This window comes from Mesorhizobium sp. B3-1-7, assembly GCF_006439385.1.
GTDB lineage: Bacteria > Pseudomonadota > Alphaproteobacteria > Rhizobiales > Rhizobiaceae > Mesorhizobium.
Window position 1 is genome coordinate 69626 of the sequence record NZ_VFTL01000023.1, and the last position, 22256, is coordinate 91881.

The window sequence follows — 22256 nt, forward strand, 5'->3', positions numbered from 1 at the left end:
TTAAGTTGGTTTCGGACGGGCGGTGGACCCGCGCATGATGAGTTCCGGCGCTGGCACCTCTCCCAGCTGCCCGCCCTTGCCGCGCAGAACGTCGATGAAAAATCGGCCGGCCATTTCACCGACCAGTTCGTCAGGAACCTTCATGGTCGTGATGCCAGGCTGCAGCAGGCGCGCTAAATCGATATCGTCAAATCCGGTGATCGAGACATCGCCAGGGATGTCGATACCCATCTCGCGCGCTTTGAGCATGCACCCGATAGCCAGATAGTCGTTGCCGCAGATGATGGCCGTCGGCGGATCGTCAGTGCGCATAATCTTCTCGAAAGCCTTCATGCCGTCCTCGAATTTCCACTCGCCCTCAATGAAATGGCGTGGACGGATGGCAATGCCCTGTTCAGCAAGCGTTGTGCGAACACCTTCCTGACGGGCGCGCGCTCGATCGTTGAAAGAGGTATCCTGGGCTATAAGGCCGAAGGTGCGGTGGCCGAGCGACAGCAGGTGCTCGGTCATAGTCACAAAGGCTTGGTAGTTGTTATAGCCGATGACATTGCGGCCTGGAGCGCTGCCCGGCGCCACATACAGCAGCACGAACGGGATGCCTTTCTCCTCGAGCAACTGCATCAGTTCATCAGGATGATCGGCGCCGACAAGGACGAGAGCTTCCACGCCCTTGTCGACCATTGCGCGGGCCTGCTGTGTCGCGACCTCTCGGTTGTAGTAGGTCACGCCCACCAGCAGCTCATATTTCTCGACCGCCATCGTTGTCTGGAGGGACTGGACGATCCGAGCGAAGTTCTGGTGATCCAGGGTGGGCATGATTGCCCCCACCGTGTGTGTGCGGCTCGTTCTAAGCGATTTGGCTGTCGCGTTGGGCACCCATTTGAGCTTCTGAATCGCGCTGAGGACCCGCTCCTTTATCTCGTCAGTCACGATCTCAGGCGTGTTCATGACGCGTGACACCGTGGCCGTGCTTACCCGAGCCGCCTTGGCGACGTCTGCCAAGCGAGGTTGCTGCTGCCCCCCGTTGTGCCTTGGCGCCCTCTTGCGGACCATTTTGCCTTCAACACTCCCGCTCACATCGACCTCATCACGTTTCGAACGATCGCCCACTGAAAGGCGACAGCGCCCGAAAGGTCAAATTTTTCGCAACATCTCTATCTCCTCAAAACACTCCAGAGCCCGCCCGAGGCATCGCGATGCAACAGCTGACGGCGCCATGGTCCAAAGGTCATTTTTGGAAAAGATCTCGATTTCCATCCAGCCGGAGTAGCCCGCGTCCATCACCGCGGCGGTAATTCGAGGGATGTCCGCAACTCCGTCCCCCATCACCCCTCGGTCGGCGACAGGGTCGACGGCGTCCAGTTTCCAATCGCAGAGATGATGGCCAAATATGCGCGTGCCGGCACGGGCAATGGCTCGATAGACGCTGGGATCCCACCAAACGTGGAAAATATCGGTGACGACCCCGACGTTTTCGCCGTGATCCTCACAAAGGTCCAGAGCCAGATCGAGTGTGTTCACGACGCCGCGCAGCGCCGTCAGGGCTGGATGGAATGGCTCGATTGCAAGACGAACGCCATGATCGCGCGCGAACGGCGCGACACGGGCTATCCCCTCCTTAACCTGGTCTCTCGCGACCCGAATATCCGTCATATCCGGCTGCAGACCGCCTGGAACGATGACTAGGGTGTCAGCTTGCAATTCCGCCGTCGCCTCGATCTGACGCAGCGTTTGCTCGATGGCGGCCTTGCATTGTTTCTTCGTCGAACCTGTAAAGAAACCTCCCCGGTTAACACCGCTGATCGCGAGGCCGTGGTCTCGGATGAGCTCACCAGCCGCAGTAGGCGACAGCCCGTCAAGCCGCTCGGTCCATACGCCGACGCCCCGTGCGCCTGTCGCAGCAACGGTCTCCAAAATCGTGGTGAACGACGCCTCCGGACCGAATGTGGCGTGGTTGAAAGAAACACGTTCGAGAAATGACAATTTACAGCCTCTAGACAAGCGTTCTGTAATCGATTACAAGCCCGACCTTAGGTAGTCAAGCGCAATTGGATTGCGGAGGAGGAAACCGATGCAGGGCGTGGAACTCGTCGGAATAAACAAATCGTACGGGGCCGTTCAGGTCGTGAAGGATGTCGACCTGTCGCTTGGGCACGACGAATTCGTGGTGTTGGTCGGGCCGTCTGGTTGCGGCAAAACGACTACCCTTCGAATGGTCGCGGGTCTTGAGACCATCACGTCGGGCAAGCTGTCTATTCGGGGGCAGCATGCCAACCACCTCAGTCCCGCCCAGCGGGACATCGCGATGGTGTTCCAGAACTACGCGCTGTACCCGAACATGAACGTTTACGACAACATGGCCTTCGGACTGCGAAATCGCGGTATGCCGAAGGCGCAGGTGGACAGCGAAATCAAACGCGCCGCCGATGTTTTGGCACTCGGGAAATTGCTTGACCGCAAACCCCGCCAGTTATCAGGCGGACAGCAACAGCGCGTTGCGCTCGGCCGCTGCCTTGTCCGGCATCCGAAACTTTTCTTGTTCGACGAACCGCTTTCAAATCTCGACGCCAAGCTTCGTTTGGAAATGAGGCAGGAGCTGAAAAGGCTCAAAAGCCGTATCACCGCGACTTCGATCTACGTCACTCATGACCAGATCGAGGCTATGACGCTCGGCGATCGCGTCGTCGTGATGGCAAACGGCGAGGTCCAGCAGGCTGGAACACCCGAAGATATCTACCATCGCCCGAGGAACATTTTTGTCGCCACCTTTATCGGTTCGCCACCGATGAACATCATCGAGGTCGGCATCACCTCGACCGGCGACCGCCTGTTCTTCACGGCCGGCGACCTTAAGATGCCGGTACCGGATCGTTTGAAACCGGCAGTCCTGGCGCTCCGTGGCAATGCACTGCTCGGCCTCCGGCCAGAACACATCGTCATCGATGGCGCCGGCTCAGGCAGTTTCGCATCCGGCAACGTCGATATCACCGAGCTTCTGGGGTCGGAGCAACTCGTTCAGGTGCGCCTCGGCGAGAAGCAAGTGACAGTGACCCGTGTCGACCCGTTCCGGCGCCTGTCACCCGGTCAAGCCGTCAACCTGTCGATCGCTACAGAAGAAATCCACGTGTTCGACCCTGCGACCCAACAGAACATCGCCGACCAGCACGATCGACGCGCTGCGACCCCTGTGATTGCGGCGTAACGCTACCGTTTACTGCACAAGGAAATGCACAGATGCTTCTGCAAGGAATGAAAATCGTCAGTTTCTGCCACTTTCTGCAGGGGCCGGCCGCGACCCAGTACCTGGCGGACATGGGGGCCGACGTCATCAAGATCGAACCTGCTAAGGGTCCATTTGAGAGAAGTTGGTCAGGCGCCAAGGTATTCGTCGGCGGCGTGAGCGGGTTCTTCCTGGCGGCCAACCGCAACAAGCGCAGCTTTTCCGTTGACCTGAAGTCGGCCGAGGGCAAGGAGCTGGTCCTCAAGCTGATCGATCAGGCGGATGCCGTGGTAGAGAACTTCCGCACCGGCGTCATGGACAAACTGGGCCTGTCCTATGAGGACCTGAAGAAGCGCAAGCCGGATATCATCTTCGCAAGCGGGACGGGCTGGGGCCTGAATGGACCTATGGTCGGCCGCACGGCTCAAGACCTGATTATCCAGGCCCGCTCAGGTTTCATCTCCGCCACTGGCCCACACGATCGTCCGACGGCGGCAGGGTGCGCTATCGTCGATCAGCACGGCGGCGCTTTGCTCGCGATGGGCGTTCTGGCCGCCTACATTAAGAAGCTGAAGACGGGTAAGGGCACTCACGTTCAAGGCAGTCTCTTGAATTCCGGCCTGGACCTCCAGACCGAGCCACTCACGAACTACATGTCCAGCAGGCCCGGAACAGAGGCATTCGACCGCCAAGAAAATCTGATCACCTGGTTCCACGAAGCTCCGACCGGCGTTTATCGTATCGCCGACGCCCAGGTCGTGATCCCGACGAATGACATCGCTAATGTCGCCGAGGCGCTGGACAGCGATGCCCTTCGGGCGCTGCAACACCTCGATCGCTACGACGACCGTGACGTGCTGGCGGCGGCGGTTGCCGAAGCCGTTCGCAGCTGGACGTATGATGATCTCTCAAAAGCGTTCGATGCGCGCGGCGTATGGTACGGGATCGTCCAGGACTATGAGGCCGTTGCGGCCGATCCGCAGATCGCCGCGAACAACGTTTTCCGCGAGGTTGAGGTCAACGGGAAAACGGCAACGCTCGTCAACCACCCCCTTCGCTACGACGGCCAGGTCCCGGAACTCCATACTCTCTCGACCGAAGTCGGCTCCCACACCTCCGAAATTCTGCATGAAATGGGATTGTCGGATGCCGAAGTACAACGCCTTTTCACCAAGAAAATCGTATCGGGCCCGGCCGAAGTTGTCGGCGCCCTCGCTGAGTAGGAGGAAACCATGAAGCTCGATGGTGGCGTGCTGATCGCCAATATAACGCCTTTCAAGGATAACCTTGAGGTCGACTGGGACGAAATGGCCAAGCGCACAAGCGACCTGGCGTCAGTGCCTGGGATACAGGGTTTTGTCGTCAACGCATTCGCCGCGGAGTCCCCGGCGCTGACCACCGAGGAACGTCAGCGTGCCGTCGCTGTGCACAAGGAGAACCTCCTTCCGGGCCAAGCACTTGTCGCGGCGATATTCGATTGGGCACCTCCGGCAACGATACGTCGCGGCGAAGAGGCACGAGAAGCGGGCGCCGACGCGGTCATGGTCTGCTCGCCCTACCTCTCGGCGTACAACGCCAATCATAGCCCTGAGTACGCTTTCCACTTCCACAAGGAGGTCGCGGAAGGCTTGGACATGCCCATTCTGCTGTTCCAGCTGGCCTCCGGCGACCAGCTTTCCTATCCGCACGAAGCCTTGATCAAGATGGCAGCCGAGATCGACCAGGTGGTCGGAGTGAAGATGGCGCAGGCCGGGGACTGCGTGCGTTATGATCGCGACTATTACGCCTTGAAATCTCTCAACAAGAAGATCATCTGCCTGCCTTCGGTAGGGTCCACCTTCTTCCACAACCTCTCGACCGGCGCCGATGGCATCCTGTCCGGGCTGGCTGCGCTCGCTCCTTACGAATGCGTGGAAATGCTGCGTCTCGTCGAAAAGGGCGACCTGCTGGCAGCGCAAGCCCTCCATCGTCGTCTCGCGCCGCTCAACCACGCGATCTATGGCTTCCCCTACGCGGACCTTCACACGCGTTACAAGGAAGTGGCCTACATGGTCGGCGCGATCTCACGCCCGGTGGTGCGTTCGCCGCAACTGCGCATGCAGGCGGCTGAACTGGATCGCCTCTGGCGTGCGGCCCAGATCGCCGACCTGCGTCCGATCCCTGGTGCGGACACGGCGCGGCCTCGGCTGGTCGCAGCCTAGATCGACCCCACTATCAGGGAGTGGGCCGTTCACCTCTTTCATCGCGCAACGGCGCCGAGCCATTGCCACTACTCGCCGGAAAGATTGGTGCGCAACATGCGTAAAGACTACGACTACATCATCATCGGTGCAGGCTCCGCCGGCTGTGTGCTCGCAAGCGAGCTAAGCCAGGATCCAGATGTCCGGGTCCTGATCCTGGAGGCTGGTCGCCGCGACTTGTCGCCGATGATCCACATGCCTGCCGGCATCCAGAGCCTGATCGAAGGAACCAAATACAACTGGGCGTTCCGCACGGTACCTCAGAAGCACCTGAACAATCGGGAAATGTTCATCCCGCAGGGCAAAGCGATTGGGGGTACGAGTTCAATCAACGGGATGATCTATATACGCGGCAGCCATCAGGACTACGATCGTTGGGCCGAGGATGGATGCACAGGTTGGAGCTACCAAGACGTTCTGCCGGTCTACAAACGCCTGGAGGCCAATACCCGACTGCACGACGAATATCACGGCAACGACGGCCCGCTGAACGTCACCGACTTCACCTACCTTAATCCTCTGACCGCGACTTTTATTGAAGCGTGTACGGAGGTCGGGATACCGCGTAGCAGGGATTTCAATGGTGCTAGCCAGCACGGTGTCGGCCACTTCCAATACACTGTGAAAGACGGACGGCGCATGAGCTCCGCCCGCGCGTTCCTACATCCGGCGCGCAAGTCCCGCTCGAATCTCGACGTCTACGCGAACACCCTCGTTTCGCGGATCATCATCGAGAAAGGGCGCGCCGTGGGGATTGAACTGGTCGGGAATGACAACCGCACCGCCCGGGTGCGCGCGACACGGGAGGTTATTGTCAGCTCTGGAGCCTTCAATTCCCCTAAGCTCCTCCTTCTTTCCGGCATCGGCCCGGCATATGACCTCGAGCAAGCCGGCGTGACGGTAATGCACGACCTGCCTGGTGTCGGCAAAGGCCTGCAGGACCATCTCGATGCGGCGGCCATTTGGCACGCGACCACGAACCTCACCTACGATAACGCGGCGCGCTTCCCCTACAAATATATCCACGGCGCCCGCTACCTGCTCTTCAGATCAGGCCCGGTCACCTCATCGGGGTGCGAAGCCGTGGCTTATACCATGAGCGAAGCCGGGCTCGAGGAGCCCGATATTTCCGTCCACTTCCTGCCGGCGTGGGTCATCGACCATGGGTTCACCAAGCTGCCCGGCAATGGCATCACGCTACACAACAATAACATGCGGCCAGTGAGCCGCGGCGAAGTCAGGCTTGCCTCGTCGAACCCTCTGGATGCTCCGCTGATCGACCCGAACTTCATGGCCGATCCGTCTGACGCCAAAAAGATGATTGCTTGCGTCAGGATTGGCAGGGAAATCATGGAGTCCAAGGCGTTCAGACCCTATGTATCCCGTCCCTATGCACCTCTGGCCGACGTTAAGACTGACGCGCAGATCCTCGACTTTGTCCGGCAGACTGCTGAGACCGACTACCATCCGGTTGGCAGCTGCAGGATGGGTGTTGACGAGCTCGCGACGGTCGACCCGAGGCTCAAAGTTCGCGGCCTCGAAGGATTGCGTGTTGTCGACGCTTCCGTCATGCCGAGGCTGATTGGCGGTAACACCAATGCTGCTTCGATCATGATCGGTGCCAAGGGCAGCGATCTCATTCGTGAAGACAACGGGGGAATTGAGACGTCGTCCAGGGGAACCCGCGCTTCCAACTGGTCTACGCAAGACGCCTGATGATGCGGATGCTGCGACCGCCACGAGCGCCATCCTAATCAGCGACCATAACTCTGATCAACAAGGCAGCGTTCGGATCTAAACACCCAGGACGCTTCGTCCAATGATGGATCGACCATGCTCCGCTTCTCCGCAAACCTAGGATTTTTGTGGCCCGACCGCCCGCTCGTTGATCGCATCGACGCAGCGGCGGCAGCGGGGTTCAAAGCCATCGAACTGCATTGGCCGTACGCGACGCCAGCGGAATTGGTGAAGCAGCGTTGTATCGATCACGGACTCACTCTTCTTGGGATCAACACGCCGCTGGGCGATACCGACAAGAGCGATTTCGGACTGGGCGCCATCGATGGACGCCAGAGCGAATTTCGCACGGGATTCGCGATGTCCGCCGGCTATGCGCGCCAAGCCGGCGCGAACTCGATCCACGCGATGGCTGGCGTCGTTCCGCTGGACCAAAGAGCGCGAGGAAAGCAAGTGTTCATCGAGAATCTTGTCTTCGCCACCAATGCTGCCCCAGACCTGACGATCCTGCTGGAGCCAATCAACCAGCGCGACAAACCGAACTACTTTTACTCCACGATCGAGGAAGCCGCTGACATGCTTGATCAAGTCGGAGCGCCGAACCTAAAGATCATGTTTGACATATATCATGTCGGGATTAGCCAAGGCGATGTGCTGACTCGACTTTCCCGTCACTTGCCGAAGATCGGCCACGTCCAGATTGCGGCGGTGCCGAGCCGTGCCGAGCCCGATGAAGGCGAGATCAGCTATCTTGCCGTGTTTGCAGCGCTTGAACGGCTTGGCTATCGGAACTGGGTTGGATGCGAATACAAGCCCAGGGCCGCAACCGACCATGGCTTGAAATGGATTAAGACGCTCAGCCTTGAATTATGAGACTTGCGGGCAATTCGACACGCGATGTGGCAGTTTTGCGCCTCTACTCGGTCGTCAAGCGGGCTTCCGCACCATTCCAGAAGCGAACGTGTTCAATAGCCGTCGAAACCGACAGCCTTGCGCCACAAGCGGAGCGCTGATGGGGGACAGCGGCGGCGGGTGTCGGACTGCCGGCGCTGCCATCCTGGCGCGCGATCGCCGCGGGCCCGGCCATCGGCTTGGGAAGAGCGGCCAGCAAGTTCGGGATCAAGGGTGTAGGCCATTTTGAAATCTCCAAGAAAAGTGCGTGACTGCTCGCGGCCGCAACATGGCTCGCGGGCCTGGTCAGGCGATGATGTGGGTTGAGGGGGGCGAGTGGTGCGGCCCGAGGGCCGCCGGCACGTCGCCGCGAGTTTTAGGCCGTCACGATCTTGCCGTCCCATTCGCCACCCGAGGCTAGCGAGGCGTGCTCATGGAACAGCTTCCAGCTGCCGCCGCGCCGCTTGAAGCAGTCCGTCTGGCGGATGAGCGCGTGCTTGGCACCACCGTTCTTGAGGACGATGTTGACGTCCTGGACGGTGCAGACCACGCCCATATCTCCGCTGATGGTGACGTCTTCTTGCAGGATATTGATGTCGCACGACTTGAACCCTTTGAAGACGCGATCGAACGTCTTCATTGCCGGCTGGATCCCACGCGAGGCAAACGGCGGGATGTCGAACCACAGCGCGTCGTCCGCCCAATGCCGCGTGCTTTGTTCGCCCGTCATGGAAGCCGCCATCTCCTTCACGATCGCAGTCAGCGCTTCCGTGTCGCAATGCTGATTTTCAGCAATCTTGGTCATTCCATTCTCCTCGAGTTGCTCGGGCTGTCTTCAACCCGATGGGGAGAGGCTAGGCCATCCCTTTGAGGAGGGGTAGAATGGCGGATGGAATAGGATCAATTCCCAAAATGGAATGGTGGAGGCGAATTTGGATCGGATGGAAGCGATCAGGCTCTTCGTTCGGGTAGTCGAGAGTGGCAGCTTTTCGGCCGTAGCCCGCTCGCTCGGCGTCGGCCAGCCGGCCGTCAGCAAGCAAGTTGCAGCGCTTGAGGCGCACCTGGGTGCGCAGCTGCTGCAGCGCACCTCACGCAGCCTCATGCTCACCGAGGCCGGCCGCGACTTCTACGAATCCGGCGTTCGGCTGCTGGGCGACCTCGAAGCCGCTGAATCGCGGGTAGGCCGGGGTCGGGTCGCACCGTCGGGACTGGTCCGCGCCACGGTAGTCCCGGTCTTTGGTCGCATCTACGTCGTGCCGCGGCTTGAGCAGTTTTTCGCCCGCTACCCCGACGTGTCGGTGGAATTGGTCGTGGCTGACCGGATGATGAATCTGATCGAAAACGGTATCGACCTCGCCGTGCACAATGGCGACCTCTCCGACTCCGGTTTGATTGCCAAGAGGATCGCACAGACGCCGGTGGTAACCGTGGCGACCCCCGCTTATCTCGAGGCTCACGGCGAGCCGGCAATACCGGCCGAACTGGAACAGCATTCCTGTATTATATACGCGCCGCAGGGTTCGCCCCGCATATGGGGGTTCCGGGATCGCTTTGGTCCCGTCATGCATACTCCCAAGTGCGCCTTCCGCACCAACGATGCGGAACAAATACGAGCCGCCGTCCTGTCCGGCATCGGAATCGCTCATGCTCCCGGTTGGTTGTTCGGAGCAGAGATTGCGTCAGGTGCAGTGCGCGAAATCCTGACGGACTATGCGCCGAGGCCATTAGTAATCACAGCCGTGCGGCCAGCGGGCCGCTCCCTCGCTAGCAAAGTCCGGGTCTTCGCCGATTTCCTCGCCGAACTCTTCGCCCAGGAGCCCAGCCTTGCGCTCAATCGTGCCGGGACGGAGGGTCTGTCCGACCAAACGGGTTGACGTCTGGGGCGCCCGTCGATTCCGAATGTCGGCTGAGGGCCAATCCGAGACCTCGGTCCCTTCGAGTTGTACGTCCGTTCTTTGGGTTTCGGAGCTCAAAGCTGCCGATCCGCTGTCGGCCCCAAAGCGGTCGGCAAATAGTTCTACAATTCGCAATCGACTGGGGTTCTTGGAAGCTTTTCGAACTTTCTGCCATGCTGCACCAACCGAATTGCGCGTGTTCGCAAGCGAGGCCGGAGCATGAAAAAGCTGCCACGACGGGATCGGATCACGCCTTCCACTGCGGGTAGGAAGAGGGTCCGGCGCGGCGCCCTTAAGTTCCAGCTCGTGCTCATATAAGCCTTTTGCGACATTTCTGTCAGATACATGCGCTTTGGTCCTCCCAAGCGATAAGAATCGCGTATGTGCGCGCTCTCCTTCACTCATCTCGCTGACAAAATCGCATCGCTTGCCCGCATGACTGAAACTCCGCATACCAGACTGCTCTCCCGCAAAATCTCTGATTTCTGCCGTATCCGTCTCGACCCACTGTTTCCCCCTCAAGAAAGTGCCCGCATCAGCGCGTTTCTGCTCAACCTGATCTCCTGTGCTAAAACACCGCCGCGAAAATTGCGCGGCTATGATTGGCAAGAAATCGGCATTTGTTGCGACGTCGACGGTGAAACGCTTCGATCTGCCCGAACTGCAATCGAGCCAGCATTGGACGCGATCGCTCGAAATACGAAAGCTGCGCCGAAGCGGGCGACCATCGCCGGCCGTCGCAACACGAAACCGCAGCGTCATGAGCGGGAACGCCCGCAACCGCCGGCAGGGAAGGCGCCAGCTCCAAGTCGTCAAAAAAAGCTCGAGCGGTTAGAGCGGGAGCCTGCAGTAGCGGTCGACCGGCAAAAGTCCGGCATGAAACCGCGCGCTATCGAGGAGTTCCCACCACCACTCTTCGAGGAAGCGTCTGATCACCCGAGCTTCCAGGCGGCGCTGGAGTTCCAGATGCGCCGCCATGGCGACAGCTATTGGCATCTTCATCGTGCTGTTGTGCGAGACGACGAAAGTCTAGACCGCTCGACAATTCGTCACTGGCTCCAGGGATCAAAATCGCCGCGCAGCGTGGCAAGCATGGAAGTGCTAGCGCGGATCGAGCGTCGTTATCGTCTTTCAGCAGGGTATTTTAAAGCGAGACTCCCGCTTCAGACGCGCTCCGCCTCCGGCCACATTCTCGATGATATCGGCCCAGCTGAACGCCGTCGGCTCGCGTGGCACCTGCCTGACGACTTCAACACGCGTCGTTCCGAGGAGCAGGAAGAGATTTTGGAATGGGTTCGGCGCGTAATTATCAGCGGATCAACTGACTACCGGAAATTCCAGGCGGCCGCGTTGAAACAGCGTTACGCCATCCGTTTCCCGGGTATCACCTATGGCCAGTCGGATGTTGCAAATGACGGCTATCGAGTTCAGCGCGAGCAACAGGACGATCGTGGCGCCCAATTCACGGACCCCGACCTGATGTCCGGCGTCATCGACGCTCCACCTGCGCTTGCCATGGAAATGGCGGATCTGATCCGCTTCAAGACTGCGACACTTACTGCGTTCGGTCTGCAGCGCAACGGTGTTTGGGGCGAAGAGACGGCATCGCAGAAGGTCGAGCATCTCGGTTTGATGTTCGGTGCCTTGGCCGCGCATCCGCGCGGACCTGTACGTGGCTATGGCGTTCCAACCCAGCATGTGACTTTTGGCCTGCTCGTCTTTCCCTCTGTCTGGGACTGGTATGTGCAATGGCGCGAGAGGCGGCGCGGGTTCTACACTGCATGGGAGGTGGACATGCTGCGAATTTCTCTCGCGCTCACCCGCAAGGACACGGGCTGGCTCAGGCAGCAACCCCATCTGGCGTCTCGGGTCCGCCCCATCAATGGACTGGTTTCACAGACCGACATTGATCGCGCCAGCGGAGACTGGGACGACGCCTGCGATGTCTACTTCAAGCACGCCACCTCTCGCGTGAAGGAAATTCAGCGTGTCGCGCGTGTGCATCGTGATCCCTTTGAACCAATCATGCCTGTGCTGGAGGCCGATAGCCCAGTCGGCGAGTATCGAAAGATCACTGAAGAGATTCTTCGGCTCATGCCTGATGAGCGCTTCTATCGCCGTCCTGCCGCCGAAGCAGTCCGCTCGTTCCTGATGCTTAGGTTCGGGCTGCATCTAGGGTTGCGACAGAAGAACCTTCGTCAGTTGATGGTCAGTGAACGCGGCAGACTCCCGCGGTCTGAGCGCCAGCTTGCCGACATGAAACGCGGTGAACTCCGCTGGAGCGAGCGCGAAAAGGGCTGGGAGGTGCTCATTCCGTCAGTCGCTTTCAAGAACGCGAACTCGTCCTTTTTCGGAAGCAAGCCGTTTCGGCTCGTCCTGCCGGACCTGGGTGGATTATACGAGCACATCGAAGCGTATATCGATAGGCACCGCCGAGTGTTGCTAGGAGGAACGGAAGACCCCGGCACCTTCTTTATAAAAACGGTTAAGGCGACCAGCAAGGATGCCGCATACGATCGAAACACGTTCTATGAGGCATGGCGCCTGGTTATCCAGCGATATGGCATCTACAATCCATACACCCAGCGCGGCGCCATTCACGGTCTTCTTCCTCACGGTCCGCACAATGTCCGTGACGTGCTGGCGACGCATATCTTGAAACAGACCGGCTCTTATGAGCAGGCAAGCTACGCTATCCAGGACACACCGGACATGGTCGCGCACCACTACGGTCGCTTTCTGCCGCAAGATAAGGCCGCGCTCGCTGCGCGGATATTAAACCAAGTGTGGCAGGCGGCCTAAAGAACATCAAGCAAGGCGACCGTGCGCCTTTCGGTGGTTTTTGGCGGAAACGGCCCTGATGATGCCAAGTATGGCCCTCGACTGATTGAAGAGATCGAGCATTTCGCCGGAATTTTGCGAGATGCCAGCGACAGAGACGAGATCCACTAACCGACTTCACTAATCACGGCAAAAAAACTTAGTGAAGTAGCGCAACCGGTTTAGGGTGGCGCGCTATCGCGATTGTCCGAATCAGCACTTCCGATTGATCCGACATCCGATCCTGGGCTTGGGGGAAATGACGGAATACACGCACTACCACAGCAAGTTCTTTGCCCATCGCATCATGCTCGAAGGGCGGAACGACGAAGCCTTCGCGAAATCCTTGTCGACTGCTCGCGTCGACATGAAACCCCATCAAGTTGAGGCGGCGCGGTTCGCGTTGCACTCACCTGTTTCCAAAGGCGTGATTCTGGCCGACGAGGTCGGGCTTGGGAAGACGATCGAGGCCTGTCTGGTAATTGCCCAGAAATGGGCTGAGCGCCGCCGTCATGTCCTGCTGATAGTCCCGGCATCGCTCAGGACACAGTGGCAGCAGGAGCTTCAACAGAAATTTTCCCTTCCGAGCGTCATCCTCGACTCGAAGACATATCGGGAGGCAGTGAGGGGCGGCCAGAAACACCCGTTCGACAATCCGGCCGCGATTGTCATCACGTCCTATGAGCACGCCGCCCGGCAGCATGAAGAGCTTCAGCATGTCGGTTGGGATCTCGTCGTCATCGACGAGGCGCACAGGCTGCGTAACGTTTACAAGAAGGGCCAATCGGGCAGAGCGAAGAAGTTGCGTGATGTGCTCGCATCTCGCTTCAAAATACTGCTGACGGCCACGCCCCTTCAGAATTCGTTGATCGAAGTCTACGGGCTGGTTTCCGTGATCGATGACAGTTTCTTCGGCGACGAGCAGAGCTTTCGGACCATGTATGGCCGCGCATCGGATAGGCTGTCCTTGCAGGGTCTCCGGCGGCGCTTGAGTCCGATCTACAAGCGGCACCTGAGGCGCGACGTATTGAAGGCCGGGCACGTCCGGTACACCGAGCGGATCGCTGTTACCTTCGATTTCAACCCTCCCGATCTGGAGGCCAAGCTTTACGACAGCGTTTCGGATTACCTGCAACGCAAGGACTCTATCGCCTTCGGTTCTAAGCCGAACCAACTGGTGCTGATTGGCGCGCGCAAGACGCTGGGCTCATCCATTGCGGCGATAACTCAGTTCCTTCAGAACGTCATCGCCCGACTTCGCCGCAACCACGTTGCGGATGAAAGCGTCGTCGCTGACATTGACGACATGGCTGAAGTTGGCGCGGAGATCGCCGACGATGCCGCGCTGTCTGTCGAAGAGAGCGACAACGGGACGGACGATGCGGGCGCAACCGACAAGCCCGGCGCAATCGATCCGAAGGTTCTTGCGGCTGAAATCGCCGAGCTGGAGGGTTATGTCGAGCTTGCTCGGTCTATCGGTCCAAGTTCGAAGGGCAACATGCTGCTTCGGAAGCTGCCCGAGGTTCTGGACGCGGTTGAGAAGCTAGGCGGCAAGCGCAAGGCGGTGATTTTCACCGAGTCAGTACGGACACAGCGCTACCTCGCTGAAATCCTGTCAGAGCACGGATATGCAGGACAGATCGCTTTAATGAACGGCTCGAACAGCGATCTGGAAAGCCAGAAAATCTACAAGGCCTGGAAGAAGGAGAAGGAAGGCACCGACGCATTTTCCGGCTCGAAGGGAGCCGACATGAAAAGCGCGATCGTCAACGCCTTCAAGTCTGACGATAAGGCCATTCTTATTGCCACGGAATCCGGCGCGGAAGGCATCAATCTGCAGTTCTGCTCCCTGGTCATCAATTTCGATTTGCCATGGAACCCGCAGCGCATCGAGCAGCGGATCGGCCGTTGCCATCGCTACGGGCAGGCGATCGATGTGACCGTCGTCAACATGCTGAACCTAAAGAACCAGGCCGAAAAACGCATTCACGAACTTCTCAGCAGCAAATTCCATCTGTTTCAGGGCGTGTTCGGAGCGAGCGATCAAGTTCTCGGTTCAATCGAATCTGGCATCGATTTCGAGAAGAAAGTGCTCGCCGTTGTCCAGAGTTGCCGCCCCGGAGTTGAGATCGATGCGGCATTCAAGAAGCTGGAAACTGAGCTTGAGGACCAGATCAAGGCCGACATGACTGAGACCCGCCAACAGCTCTTCGACAATTTCGACAAGTCGATCTCCGACATGTTGAAGCAGCGCGATGCGGACATACGTCATGGCATGTCCGAGTTCGAACGCCGCCTCTGGCTGGTCGCGCGCGCAGAGCTTCCTGAGGCAACCTTCCATAGCGAAGACATCCCCCACTTCGAACACGATGGAAGGATCTGGTCGACTGCGTGGCCGTTGGCTGATGAGAAAGGCTGGCAGTTTTTCCGATTGGGTGATGACACCCTTGCCGATCGTCTAGTCGAGACAGCCCGAGCCCGTGATCTTCAGGAGACGAAGCTGGTCTTTGATTACAAGGCCTACCGGGCGGATGGCCAGCCTCGACTGTCCGATCTCGAGCGGGTTGCCGGAAAGGCTGGATGGCTGAAGGTTTCTCTCCTGCGCGCCGAGACGGCGCTTGGATCACGCGAGAGCATCGTTGTCGCGGCGGCAACCGATGATGGGAAGGTTCTTGCTCAGGAAACAGCCGAGCGGCTCTTCCAGGTGCCCGCCGTCGCCAGCGCAGTCAATATCGCCTATCCGGCTGACAGGATGGCAACCATAGACGGGGAGGCGATGAAGGCGGCGCAGCAGGAAGCCGAGAACGAGAGTCGGAAATGGCTGGACGAGGAGACCGTGAAGCTAGAAGCCTACGCCGACGACCTCGAAAGCGCCAACAAGCGCCGGGCGAAGGAGCTCCATGCGGAAGCCGAGGCGGCCAAAAGATCACTTCGCGGTAACCAGTCGATCCCGCTAGCTGAGAAGATCGAGGAAGAACGCCGCATCAAGAAACTGGAGCAGGAACGCGACGACCTTGTGTTCGATAGCTTCAAGAGGCTGCGGGAAATCCGCAGTGAAATCGACGACAAGTTGAACGATGTCGCGGCGAAGCTGGCGATCACGCCAAAAATCACGCCCTTGATGACGATCCGTTGGGAACTGGTGGTATGAGCAAGAAAACGCGCCTTGAACTCACCTGGATCGGGAAGGACGAGCGGCCAAGGCTTGAGCCGAGGATTCTGATTGAGGATGCCGGACTTTCCGACCATGCAGCGGAGCGTCATTCCGGGGAGGACATCTTCGACAACATCCTGATCCACGGCGACAACCTCCTCGCGCTGAAAGCGCTGGAGGCAAATTTCGCGGGGAAGATCAAATGCATTTACATAGACCCACCGTACAACACAGGCGCGGCGTTTACTCACTACGACGACGGTCTTGAGCATTCTGTTTGGCTCTCCATGATCCGGGATAGAATCGAGCTGTTGCGTCGGCTTCTTTCGAACGACGGGTCGTTGTGGATAAACATAGATGAGAATGAAGGACACTACTTAAAGGTAGTTTGCGATGAGGTGTTCGGAAGAGAAAATTTTGTTCGCCAGATAAATTGGCAGAAGAAATATAGTGCAAGCAACAATTTTAAGGGGATTGCGTCGCTGTGTGATCTGATCCTCGTCTACAGAAAATCAGACTCATTTGCCAATAATCTCCTCCCGCGATCAACCGAATCCGAAGCTCGGTATTCAAATCCTGACAACGATCCAAGAGGGCCTTGGAAGTCGGTGGACTATCTCAATCAGGCGAGCGTAGCACAAAGACCAAATCTCGTTTACGAGATTGAGAATCCGTTCACGGGTGAGTTGGTAAAGAATCGCGTAAAAGCATGGAAGTATGACAAAGCGACACACGCGGTTCACGTTAAAGAAGATAGGCTGTGGTGGGGACTACGAGGAGAAAATTCCGTACCTGCCCTGAAGTTGTTTCTGTCTGAAGTTCGTGACGGGATGACACCTCACAACTGGTGGCCGCATGCTGAAGTTGGTCACACCGATGAGGCGAAGAAGGAAAGCATAGCTCTATTTGGAGCGTCGAAAGTGTTCGATACCCCGAAGCCGGAGCGATTGATCCAACGCATTGTTCAACTATCCACCAATCCTGGCGATCTAGTGCTCGATTCTTTTGCGGGATCAGGTACTACCGGGGCCGTAGCACACAAAATGAGCCGCCGTTGGATCATGGTCGAACTCGGGGATCATGCTGTCACCCATATCGCGCCCCGGTTAAAGAAGGTCATCGACGGCGATGACCCCGGCGGTGTGACGGACGCGACCGGATGGAAGGGTGGCGGCGGCTTCCGCTTCTATCGGCTCGCCCCGTCTCTTCTGGAGAAGGACCGTTTCGGCAATTGGGTGATCGCCAAAGAGTACAATGCAGCGATGCTGGCGGAGGCGTTGTGCAAGCATCTCGGCTTTACCTACACACCCAGCCAGGATCCGGCTGAATACTGGCGGCACGGCCATTCGACGGAGACCGATTTCGTCTACGTCACGACGCAATCGCTCACCTATGACGCGCTGAAGAAGCTGTCCGAGGAAGTCGGTCCGAAGCGGACTCTGCTGGTCTGCTGTAAAGCCTTCAACGCCAAGGAGGATAGCTTTCCCAATCTGACGGTGAAGAAGATTCCTCACTCCATCCTGGCCAAATGCGAGTGGGGTCGAGACGACTATTCCCTGCGGATCGCCAACCTTCCGGAGAAAGTGGATTCCGTCGAGCCGGCGGAGCCGGCAGACAGAATGGAGGAACCCAAACGAGGGAAAGCCGAAGCAATGTTGCCGCTTTTCGACATTGCGGGAGAAAAATGATGTTGCAGCGCCAGCTTCACCAGATCAAAGCGCGGCTTTCTCTGCGAACGCCGCAAGCCGAGGCGCTCGACATCCTCGCTGACGTGCTCGACACGTTGGAGTTCTCCAAGGGTGCGGATATTGTCGCCGCGCTGGAGGCCATCAAGGCGACCTACCCCACGGTGACGGATTTCGAGCGGGACTTCCCGTCGCTCTGCTTCGCGCTGGCGACTGGGGTTGGCAAGACGCGCCTCATGGGCGCGTTCATCGCCTATCTCTATCTTACCGGGCGTTCGAAGCATTTCTTTGTCCTCGCGCCCAACACGACAATCTACGACAAGCTCGTCGCGGACTTCAGCCAGCAGAACGCTCCCAAGTATGTTTTCAAGGGCATTGCCGAGTTCGCGCAGCTGCCGCCTATCGTCGAAACGGGAGACAACTGGGAGCGCGGCTACGCCGTGCGCGGCGATCTTCTCGGCGACACGGCGATTGTCTTCATTTTCAATGTCGACAAGATCAATAAGGAAGCTGGACGGATTCGGAAGCTCCACGAATACATCGGGGAGAGCTATTTCGAGTACCTGTCAGGGCTGCCGGACCTTGTATTGTTGATGGACGAGGCGCACCGCTACCGCGCCAAGGCGGGCATGACAGCCATTGCCGAACTGCGGCCTGTGATCGGTCTGGAACTGACTGCAACACCACGCTCGGTCGGCGCTCGGTCGGTGCCGTTCCAGAACGTGATTTATGATTATCCCCTCGGCCAGGCCATGGTCGACGGCTATGTCAAAGACCCGGCGGTTGCCACACGGGCAGGATTCCGCGCAGACAGTGTCACACCAACGCAGCTTGAACGGATGAAGCTGGAAGATGGCATTCACTGTCATGAGTACACAAAAGCGGAACTCGCGATCTATGCGCAGCAGACCGGGCGAAAGCTTGTCCATCCGTTCATGCTCGTGGTGGCGCAAGATACCGCCCATGCCAGTGAAATCCGCAGAGACATCGAGTCCGATGGCTTCTTCAAGGGCCGCTACAAGGGTCGCGTGATCGAAGTCCATTCCGGTACGCGCGGCGAGGAGACCGAAGAAGCAACAACCAAGCTCGTGGCGCTGGAGCATGACGCACAGACCGACATCGTCATCCATGTAAACAAGCTCAAGGAAGGCTGGGATGTCACCAATCTGTACACGATCGTTCCGCTGCGTGCGTCCGCCTCCGACATTCTGACAGAGCAGACGCTGGGCCGGGGACTTCGTCTGCCCTACGGCCAGCGTACGGGCGTAGAAGCCGTGGACCGCTTGACTATCATCGCACATGATCGCTTCGACGATGTGATCAAAGCGGCGCGCGATCCGGACTCCCTCATTTCTATCCGCAAGACGGTGATCGTCGGCGGCAACGGCGACGTGTCCGATATCGGCGCGCATGTCGTTGAAGCTCCTTCGAATGTCGAAACATCGCTCACCGGAACCGCTGGAAGCTTCGGGGAATCCGAACAGAGTCCTTACGTGTTCGAGACTCAGGAAGAGCGGGAAGTTGCGCGCGTTGCTTGGGACGTGATCGAGCGGGAGTTCGAGCGCCGGATCAAGACGGGTATCGAGAAGCTGGAAACTCCGGAAGTTCAGGCCGAAATCACGCGGATCGTGAAGGAGGTGATGGCGCCGGAGCAGGGAACGTTCGAAACTTTCGAAGGAAAAACGGATGTAGCCGCGACTGTGGCCAAAGTGACGAAACAGCTCGTTATGCACACCATTTCGATTCCTGAAATCGTTGTGCTGCCGACGAGCGAGGTGAACTTCGGCTTCAACGACTTCGATCTTTCGAATCTCGAAACAATCGCCAAGCAGCCACTGTCAGATCAGATCATGGTGCAGCGGCTTCGCGACGAGTCCCGCGCCTTCCTTGCGCGCACAACCGAGGGCGTGAAGGAAGAGCGGCTGGAGAACTACCTCGTCCGGCACCTCATGGATTTGCCGCAGGTGGACTACGAAACCCAGAGCGAACTCCTCTTCAAGCTGTCTGCACAGATGGTGAAGCGGCTGGGGTCGTATCTGGCAACGCCGGAAGACGTTGAAAACGTGCTAATCGTTCATGGCAAGGATTTGGCCCGGTTCATTTTCGCGCAGATGCAGAACCACTATTGGGAGACAGCGACAGATTACCGGGCGAGCGTCTCCCGAGGCTTCGTCATGCTGAAGCCGCAGGCTTTCAACGTGCCGAGCGAGGCATTCGTTCGGGATTTCCGAACGCCTGTGAACCCGTTGGGCCAAACTCCGAAGCATGTCTTCGAAGGCTTCGCGAAATGTTGCTACCCGTACCAGAAATTCGATTCCGACACCGAACGAGAATTCGCAGTCATTGTGGAAGCAGGGAGCGAAGCCGGAGTCATGCGTTGGATGAAGCCTGGCATCGGCCAGTTCCGGATCGAATATGCGGCCGGGCAGTCATACGAGCCCGACTTCGTCGTCGAGACGGACAGGGACAAGTTCATCGTCGAGATCAAGGCGAAGAATGAGATAAGCGACCCGGTGGTTCAGGCGAAGGCCAAAGCTGCTCGGAAATGGGTTCATCATGCGAACGACCACGCTAGGGACACGGGCGGAAAGCTATGGACGTATGTGCTCATCCCGCATGACGCGGTGAAGCCGAGCGCGACGCTGACATCGCTGGTTTCGACGTATGCGCAGGCTGCGGAGTTGGTGTAACTGATCAGAATTTTTAAGGGCGAGGGATAGCCAACAGTGCCATCCTTGCTTGGGGGGATAAATTGCTGGAAAGCGTAACTGCTACAGAGTTTCTGCGTCCGGCCTCTCAGGGTCGCACCGCTCCCATCCTTCTGATGTGCGAGAATGCGGCAGGAGAGACCGTCGAGGTTTTCTGCAAGCTATCTGTCGGATGCGATGCCGGGGTGTCGAGCTTGTCTCGGGAGAGCATAGGTGCCTGCTTGGCTGCGCACCTCGGATTGCCTGTGCCCCATCCTTATTGGGTTCGGCTGCCTTCTGAGTTCATAGAGTCCGTTTCAGACGAAACTGTTCGCCAGAAGCTTGGCGCGAGCTCGCCTGTCGGATTCGGATCGCTGCGTGTCCCCAACCAGTTTGCAGCATGGGCGAAGGGCAATTTGATTACTGACACAATGCTGCCCGATGCAACTGGTATTCTGGTCTTCGATGCGATCATCCAGAATCCTGATCGACGCGACGGGAATCCCAACTGCCTGGTGAAGGGTGACAATTTACGGATATTCGATCACGAGCTGGCTTTCATGACCGAGCAACTCCTGCTCTGGAAACCACCCTGGACACTAGGTGGCCTGAGCTGGATCGGAGCGCCGGGAGCCCACATCTTCGTCGGGGGATTGAAGGGGCGCGACGTTGATTATGATCTCATCAAGGATCGCTGGGTTAACTTGTCAGATAAGGTAATTGCGAGCTATCAGACCGCAGTTCCGCACGAGTGGGCTGGCTCAAAGGCCGCCGTTGACGCAGCGCTTAAGCTAATTCGAGATGCACGAGACAACATCGACGGGTGTTTGGATGAAGTGCGGAGGATACTGAAATGAGCGATCGCCATCCCTACAGCTTCATTGTCCTGCGCTACGTCCACGACATCATAACCGGTGAGTTCGTGAACGTTGGCGTGATCCTGCATGTCCCACGCGAGGGCATCCTGAGGTGGCGCACGCGGAAGACCATTGGCCGTATCAAAAGCGTGTTCCCGGATCTCGATCGCGAGGCCTTCGTCACTGCCATGCGGAGTGTCGAGCGGGGTATGCGTGGCGCTTCCAAGATGCTGCCCAAGGAGGGCCTGTTCAGGGACGATCGCAGACTGGACTCCTACGCCAAGTCAATCGTACCGAACGATGATAGTTCGTTACAATGGTCACCTGTCAGTTCCGGTGTGACCAACGATCCATCGAAAACCTTCGAGCGTCTCTATGAGCGATTTGTCGGGCGCTACGATGTGACTGTGAAGGCCAGGAAGACTGACGAAGATATCTGGCGGCCCGTCCGCACCATGCTCGCCGAGCGGAATCTGAACGTGGAACTTGAAAAGAAGGTCTTATCCAGCAAAGCGGATAGTATCGAGTTCAAGCACGCATGGAAAAACGGCAGTTGGCATGCCTATGAACCGTTGTCGTTAGACTTGGCCGATGCTGATGGGATTAAGGACAAGGTCCGTCGCTGGCGAGGGCATCTTGCTGCGGTCGCAGATGGCGTGCAAGAGCCATTGAAACTGCATTTCATTGTGGGTGCGCCAGAGGATCGTCAGCTCATCTCTGCGTACAATAGCGCGCTTGAGATCCTACGGGGCTCTCCTTTCGCACCAGAGATTGTTGAGGAAACGCAGATCGCTTCGTTGGTCGACGAGATCGAGGATGAAGTTCGATCGCACAATCAGCGGATTTGATCCGTGATGGTGCAGCCTCGGTGCGGCTAATCGGCCAATCTCAATAAGCGACGATAATCTCAGAAGGTCGGCGGCTTGATAGCACCATGCCTTCGTTCATTTCCCTAAGCTTAGGCTCGCCTGTCGGCGGAAATCGAAAATTTGGAGCTTGTATTAACACGCGCCACGAAGAGGTGAGCCAGCTACGTGCGGTGCTTCCCCGACCTTTCCCCAAGGGCGGGC

Annotated in this window: 15 protein-coding genes; 12 read left to right on the top strand and 3 right to left on the bottom strand. The window is 58.2% G+C overall.

What is annotated here, in order from left to right:
* Entirely contained in the window at positions 1 to 1002 is a 1002-nt protein-coding gene (locus tag FJ417_RS19675) for a LacI family DNA-binding transcriptional regulator (protein ID WP_181183262.1), read from the bottom strand.
* A gap of 132 nt (positions 1003 to 1134) precedes the next feature.
* Positions 1135 to 1983 carry a sugar phosphate isomerase/epimerase family protein gene (locus tag FJ417_RS19680; RefSeq protein WP_181183263.1) on the bottom strand — a complete coding sequence of 283 codons (849 nt, stop codon included), beginning with the start codon at positions 1981 to 1983 and terminating at the stop codon, positions 1135 to 1137.
* An 88-nt stretch (positions 1984 to 2071) separates the two neighbouring features.
* On the opposite strand from FJ417_RS19680, the gene ugpC reads away from it, so the two are divergent.
* From ugpC to FJ417_RS19705, 5 genes are all read left to right on the top strand, one after another.
* The gene (gene ugpC, locus FJ417_RS19685) at positions 2072 to 3202 is read left to right on the top strand and encodes a sn-glycerol-3-phosphate ABC transporter ATP-binding protein UgpC (RefSeq protein WP_140784641.1); all 1131 of its coding nucleotides are present in this window, start codon (positions 2072 to 2074) and stop codon (positions 3200 to 3202) included.
* A 32-nt stretch (positions 3203 to 3234) separates the two neighbouring features.
* On the top strand, positions 3235 to 4443 hold the full coding sequence (locus tag FJ417_RS19690; RefSeq protein ID WP_140784642.1) for a CaiB/BaiF CoA-transferase family protein: 1209 nt from the start codon (positions 3235 to 3237) through the stop codon (positions 4441 to 4443).
* Positions 4444 to 4452: 9 nt separating this feature from the next.
* Positions 4453 to 5421, top strand: a complete 969-nt coding sequence (locus FJ417_RS19695) for a dihydrodipicolinate synthase family protein (RefSeq protein WP_140784643.1) — start codon at positions 4453 to 4455, stop codon at positions 5419 to 5421.
* Positions 5422 to 5517: 96 nt separating this feature from the next.
* Positions 5518 to 7176 carry a choline dehydrogenase gene (locus tag FJ417_RS19700; RefSeq protein ID WP_140784664.1) on the top strand — a complete coding sequence of 553 codons (1659 nt, stop codon included), beginning with the start codon at positions 5518 to 5520 and terminating at the stop codon, positions 7174 to 7176.
* 117 nt (positions 7177 to 7293) lie between these two features.
* Complete coding sequence (locus tag FJ417_RS19705) at positions 7294 to 8070, top strand: TIM barrel protein (protein WP_140784644.1); 777 nt, start codon at positions 7294 to 7296, stop codon at positions 8068 to 8070.
* Positions 8071 to 8464: 394 nt separating this feature from the next.
* Here FJ417_RS19705 and FJ417_RS19710 read toward each other — a convergent pair whose 3' ends face one another.
* Positions 8465 to 8893, bottom strand: a complete 429-nt coding sequence (locus FJ417_RS19710) for a nuclear transport factor 2 family protein (RefSeq protein WP_140784645.1) — start codon at positions 8891 to 8893, stop codon at positions 8465 to 8467.
* A 136-nt stretch (positions 8894 to 9029) separates the two neighbouring features.
* Between FJ417_RS19710 and FJ417_RS19715 the strand changes: the two genes are divergently transcribed.
* From FJ417_RS19715 to FJ417_RS19750, 7 genes are all read left to right on the top strand, one after another.
* Positions 9030 to 9962 carry a LysR family transcriptional regulator gene (locus FJ417_RS19715; RefSeq protein ID WP_246687496.1) on the top strand — a complete coding sequence of 311 codons (933 nt, stop codon included), beginning with the start codon at positions 9030 to 9032 and terminating at the stop codon, positions 9960 to 9962.
* A 456-nt stretch (positions 9963 to 10418) separates the two neighbouring features.
* Positions 10419 to 12785: a hypothetical protein gene (locus FJ417_RS19720; RefSeq protein ID WP_140784665.1), complete on the top strand. Its 2367-nt coding sequence runs from the start codon at positions 10419 to 10421 to the stop codon at positions 12783 to 12785.
* A 277-nt stretch (positions 12786 to 13062) separates the two neighbouring features.
* Positions 13063 to 15954 (top strand): SNF2-related protein, encoded by a 2892-nt coding sequence (locus FJ417_RS19730; protein WP_140784647.1) that lies wholly within the window; start codon positions 13063 to 13065, stop codon positions 15952 to 15954.
* Positions 15951 to 17645, top strand: a complete 1695-nt coding sequence (locus tag FJ417_RS19735) for a site-specific DNA-methyltransferase (protein ID WP_140784648.1) — start codon at positions 15951 to 15953, stop codon at positions 17643 to 17645. Before FJ417_RS19730 ends, FJ417_RS19735 begins: the two co-directional genes overlap by 4 nt.
* Positions 17645 to 20332, top strand: coding sequence for a DEAD/DEAH box helicase family protein (locus FJ417_RS19740; protein ID WP_140784649.1), 2688 nt, complete (start codon positions 17645 to 17647; stop codon positions 20330 to 20332). The genes FJ417_RS19735 and FJ417_RS19740 overlap by 1 nt, the downstream gene beginning before the upstream one ends.
* 62 nt (positions 20333 to 20394) lie before the next feature.
* On the top strand, positions 20395 to 21186 hold the full coding sequence (locus FJ417_RS19745) for a HipA family kinase (protein WP_348639938.1): 792 nt from the start codon (positions 20395 to 20397) through the stop codon (positions 21184 to 21186).
* Positions 21183 to 22034, top strand: a complete 852-nt coding sequence (locus tag FJ417_RS19750; protein WP_140784651.1) for a DUF3037 domain-containing protein — start codon at positions 21183 to 21185, stop codon at positions 22032 to 22034. The genes FJ417_RS19745 and FJ417_RS19750 overlap by 4 nt, the downstream gene beginning before the upstream one ends.
* Positions 22035 to 22256 lie beyond the last annotated feature (222 nt).

Coding starts and splice junctions, on each gene's coding strand:
- FJ417_RS19750 (WP_140784651.1), top strand. CDS start 21,183: ATGAGCGATCGCCATCCCTACAGCTTCATTGTCCTGCGCTACGTCCAC.
- FJ417_RS19720 (WP_140784665.1), top strand. CDS start 10,419: ATGACTGAAACTCCGCATACCAGACTGCTCTCCCGCAAAATCTCTGAT.
- FJ417_RS19695 (WP_140784643.1), top strand. CDS start 4,453: ATGAAGCTCGATGGTGGCGTGCTGATCGCCAATATAACGCCTTTCAAG.
- ugpC (WP_140784641.1), top strand. CDS start 2,072: ATGCAGGGCGTGGAACTCGTCGGAATAAACAAATCGTACGGGGCCGTT.
- FJ417_RS19710 (WP_140784645.1), bottom strand. CDS start 8,893: ATGACCAAGATTGCTGAAAATCAGCATTGCGACACGGAAGCGCTGACT.
- FJ417_RS19690 (WP_140784642.1), top strand. CDS start 3,235: ATGCTTCTGCAAGGAATGAAAATCGTCAGTTTCTGCCACTTTCTGCAG.
- FJ417_RS19700 (WP_140784664.1), top strand. CDS start 5,518: ATGCGTAAAGACTACGACTACATCATCATCGGTGCAGGCTCCGCCGGC.
- FJ417_RS19730 (WP_140784647.1), top strand. CDS start 13,063: ATGACGGAATACACGCACTACCACAGCAAGTTCTTTGCCCATCGCATC.
- FJ417_RS19705 (WP_140784644.1), top strand. CDS start 7,294: ATGCTCCGCTTCTCCGCAAACCTAGGATTTTTGTGGCCCGACCGCCCG.
- FJ417_RS19735 (WP_140784648.1), top strand. CDS start 15,951: ATGAGCAAGAAAACGCGCCTTGAACTCACCTGGATCGGGAAGGACGAG.
- FJ417_RS19715 (WP_246687496.1), top strand. CDS start 9,030: ATGGAAGCGATCAGGCTCTTCGTTCGGGTAGTCGAGAGTGGCAGCTTT.
- FJ417_RS19740 (WP_140784649.1), top strand. CDS start 17,645: ATGTTGCAGCGCCAGCTTCACCAGATCAAAGCGCGGCTTTCTCTGCGA.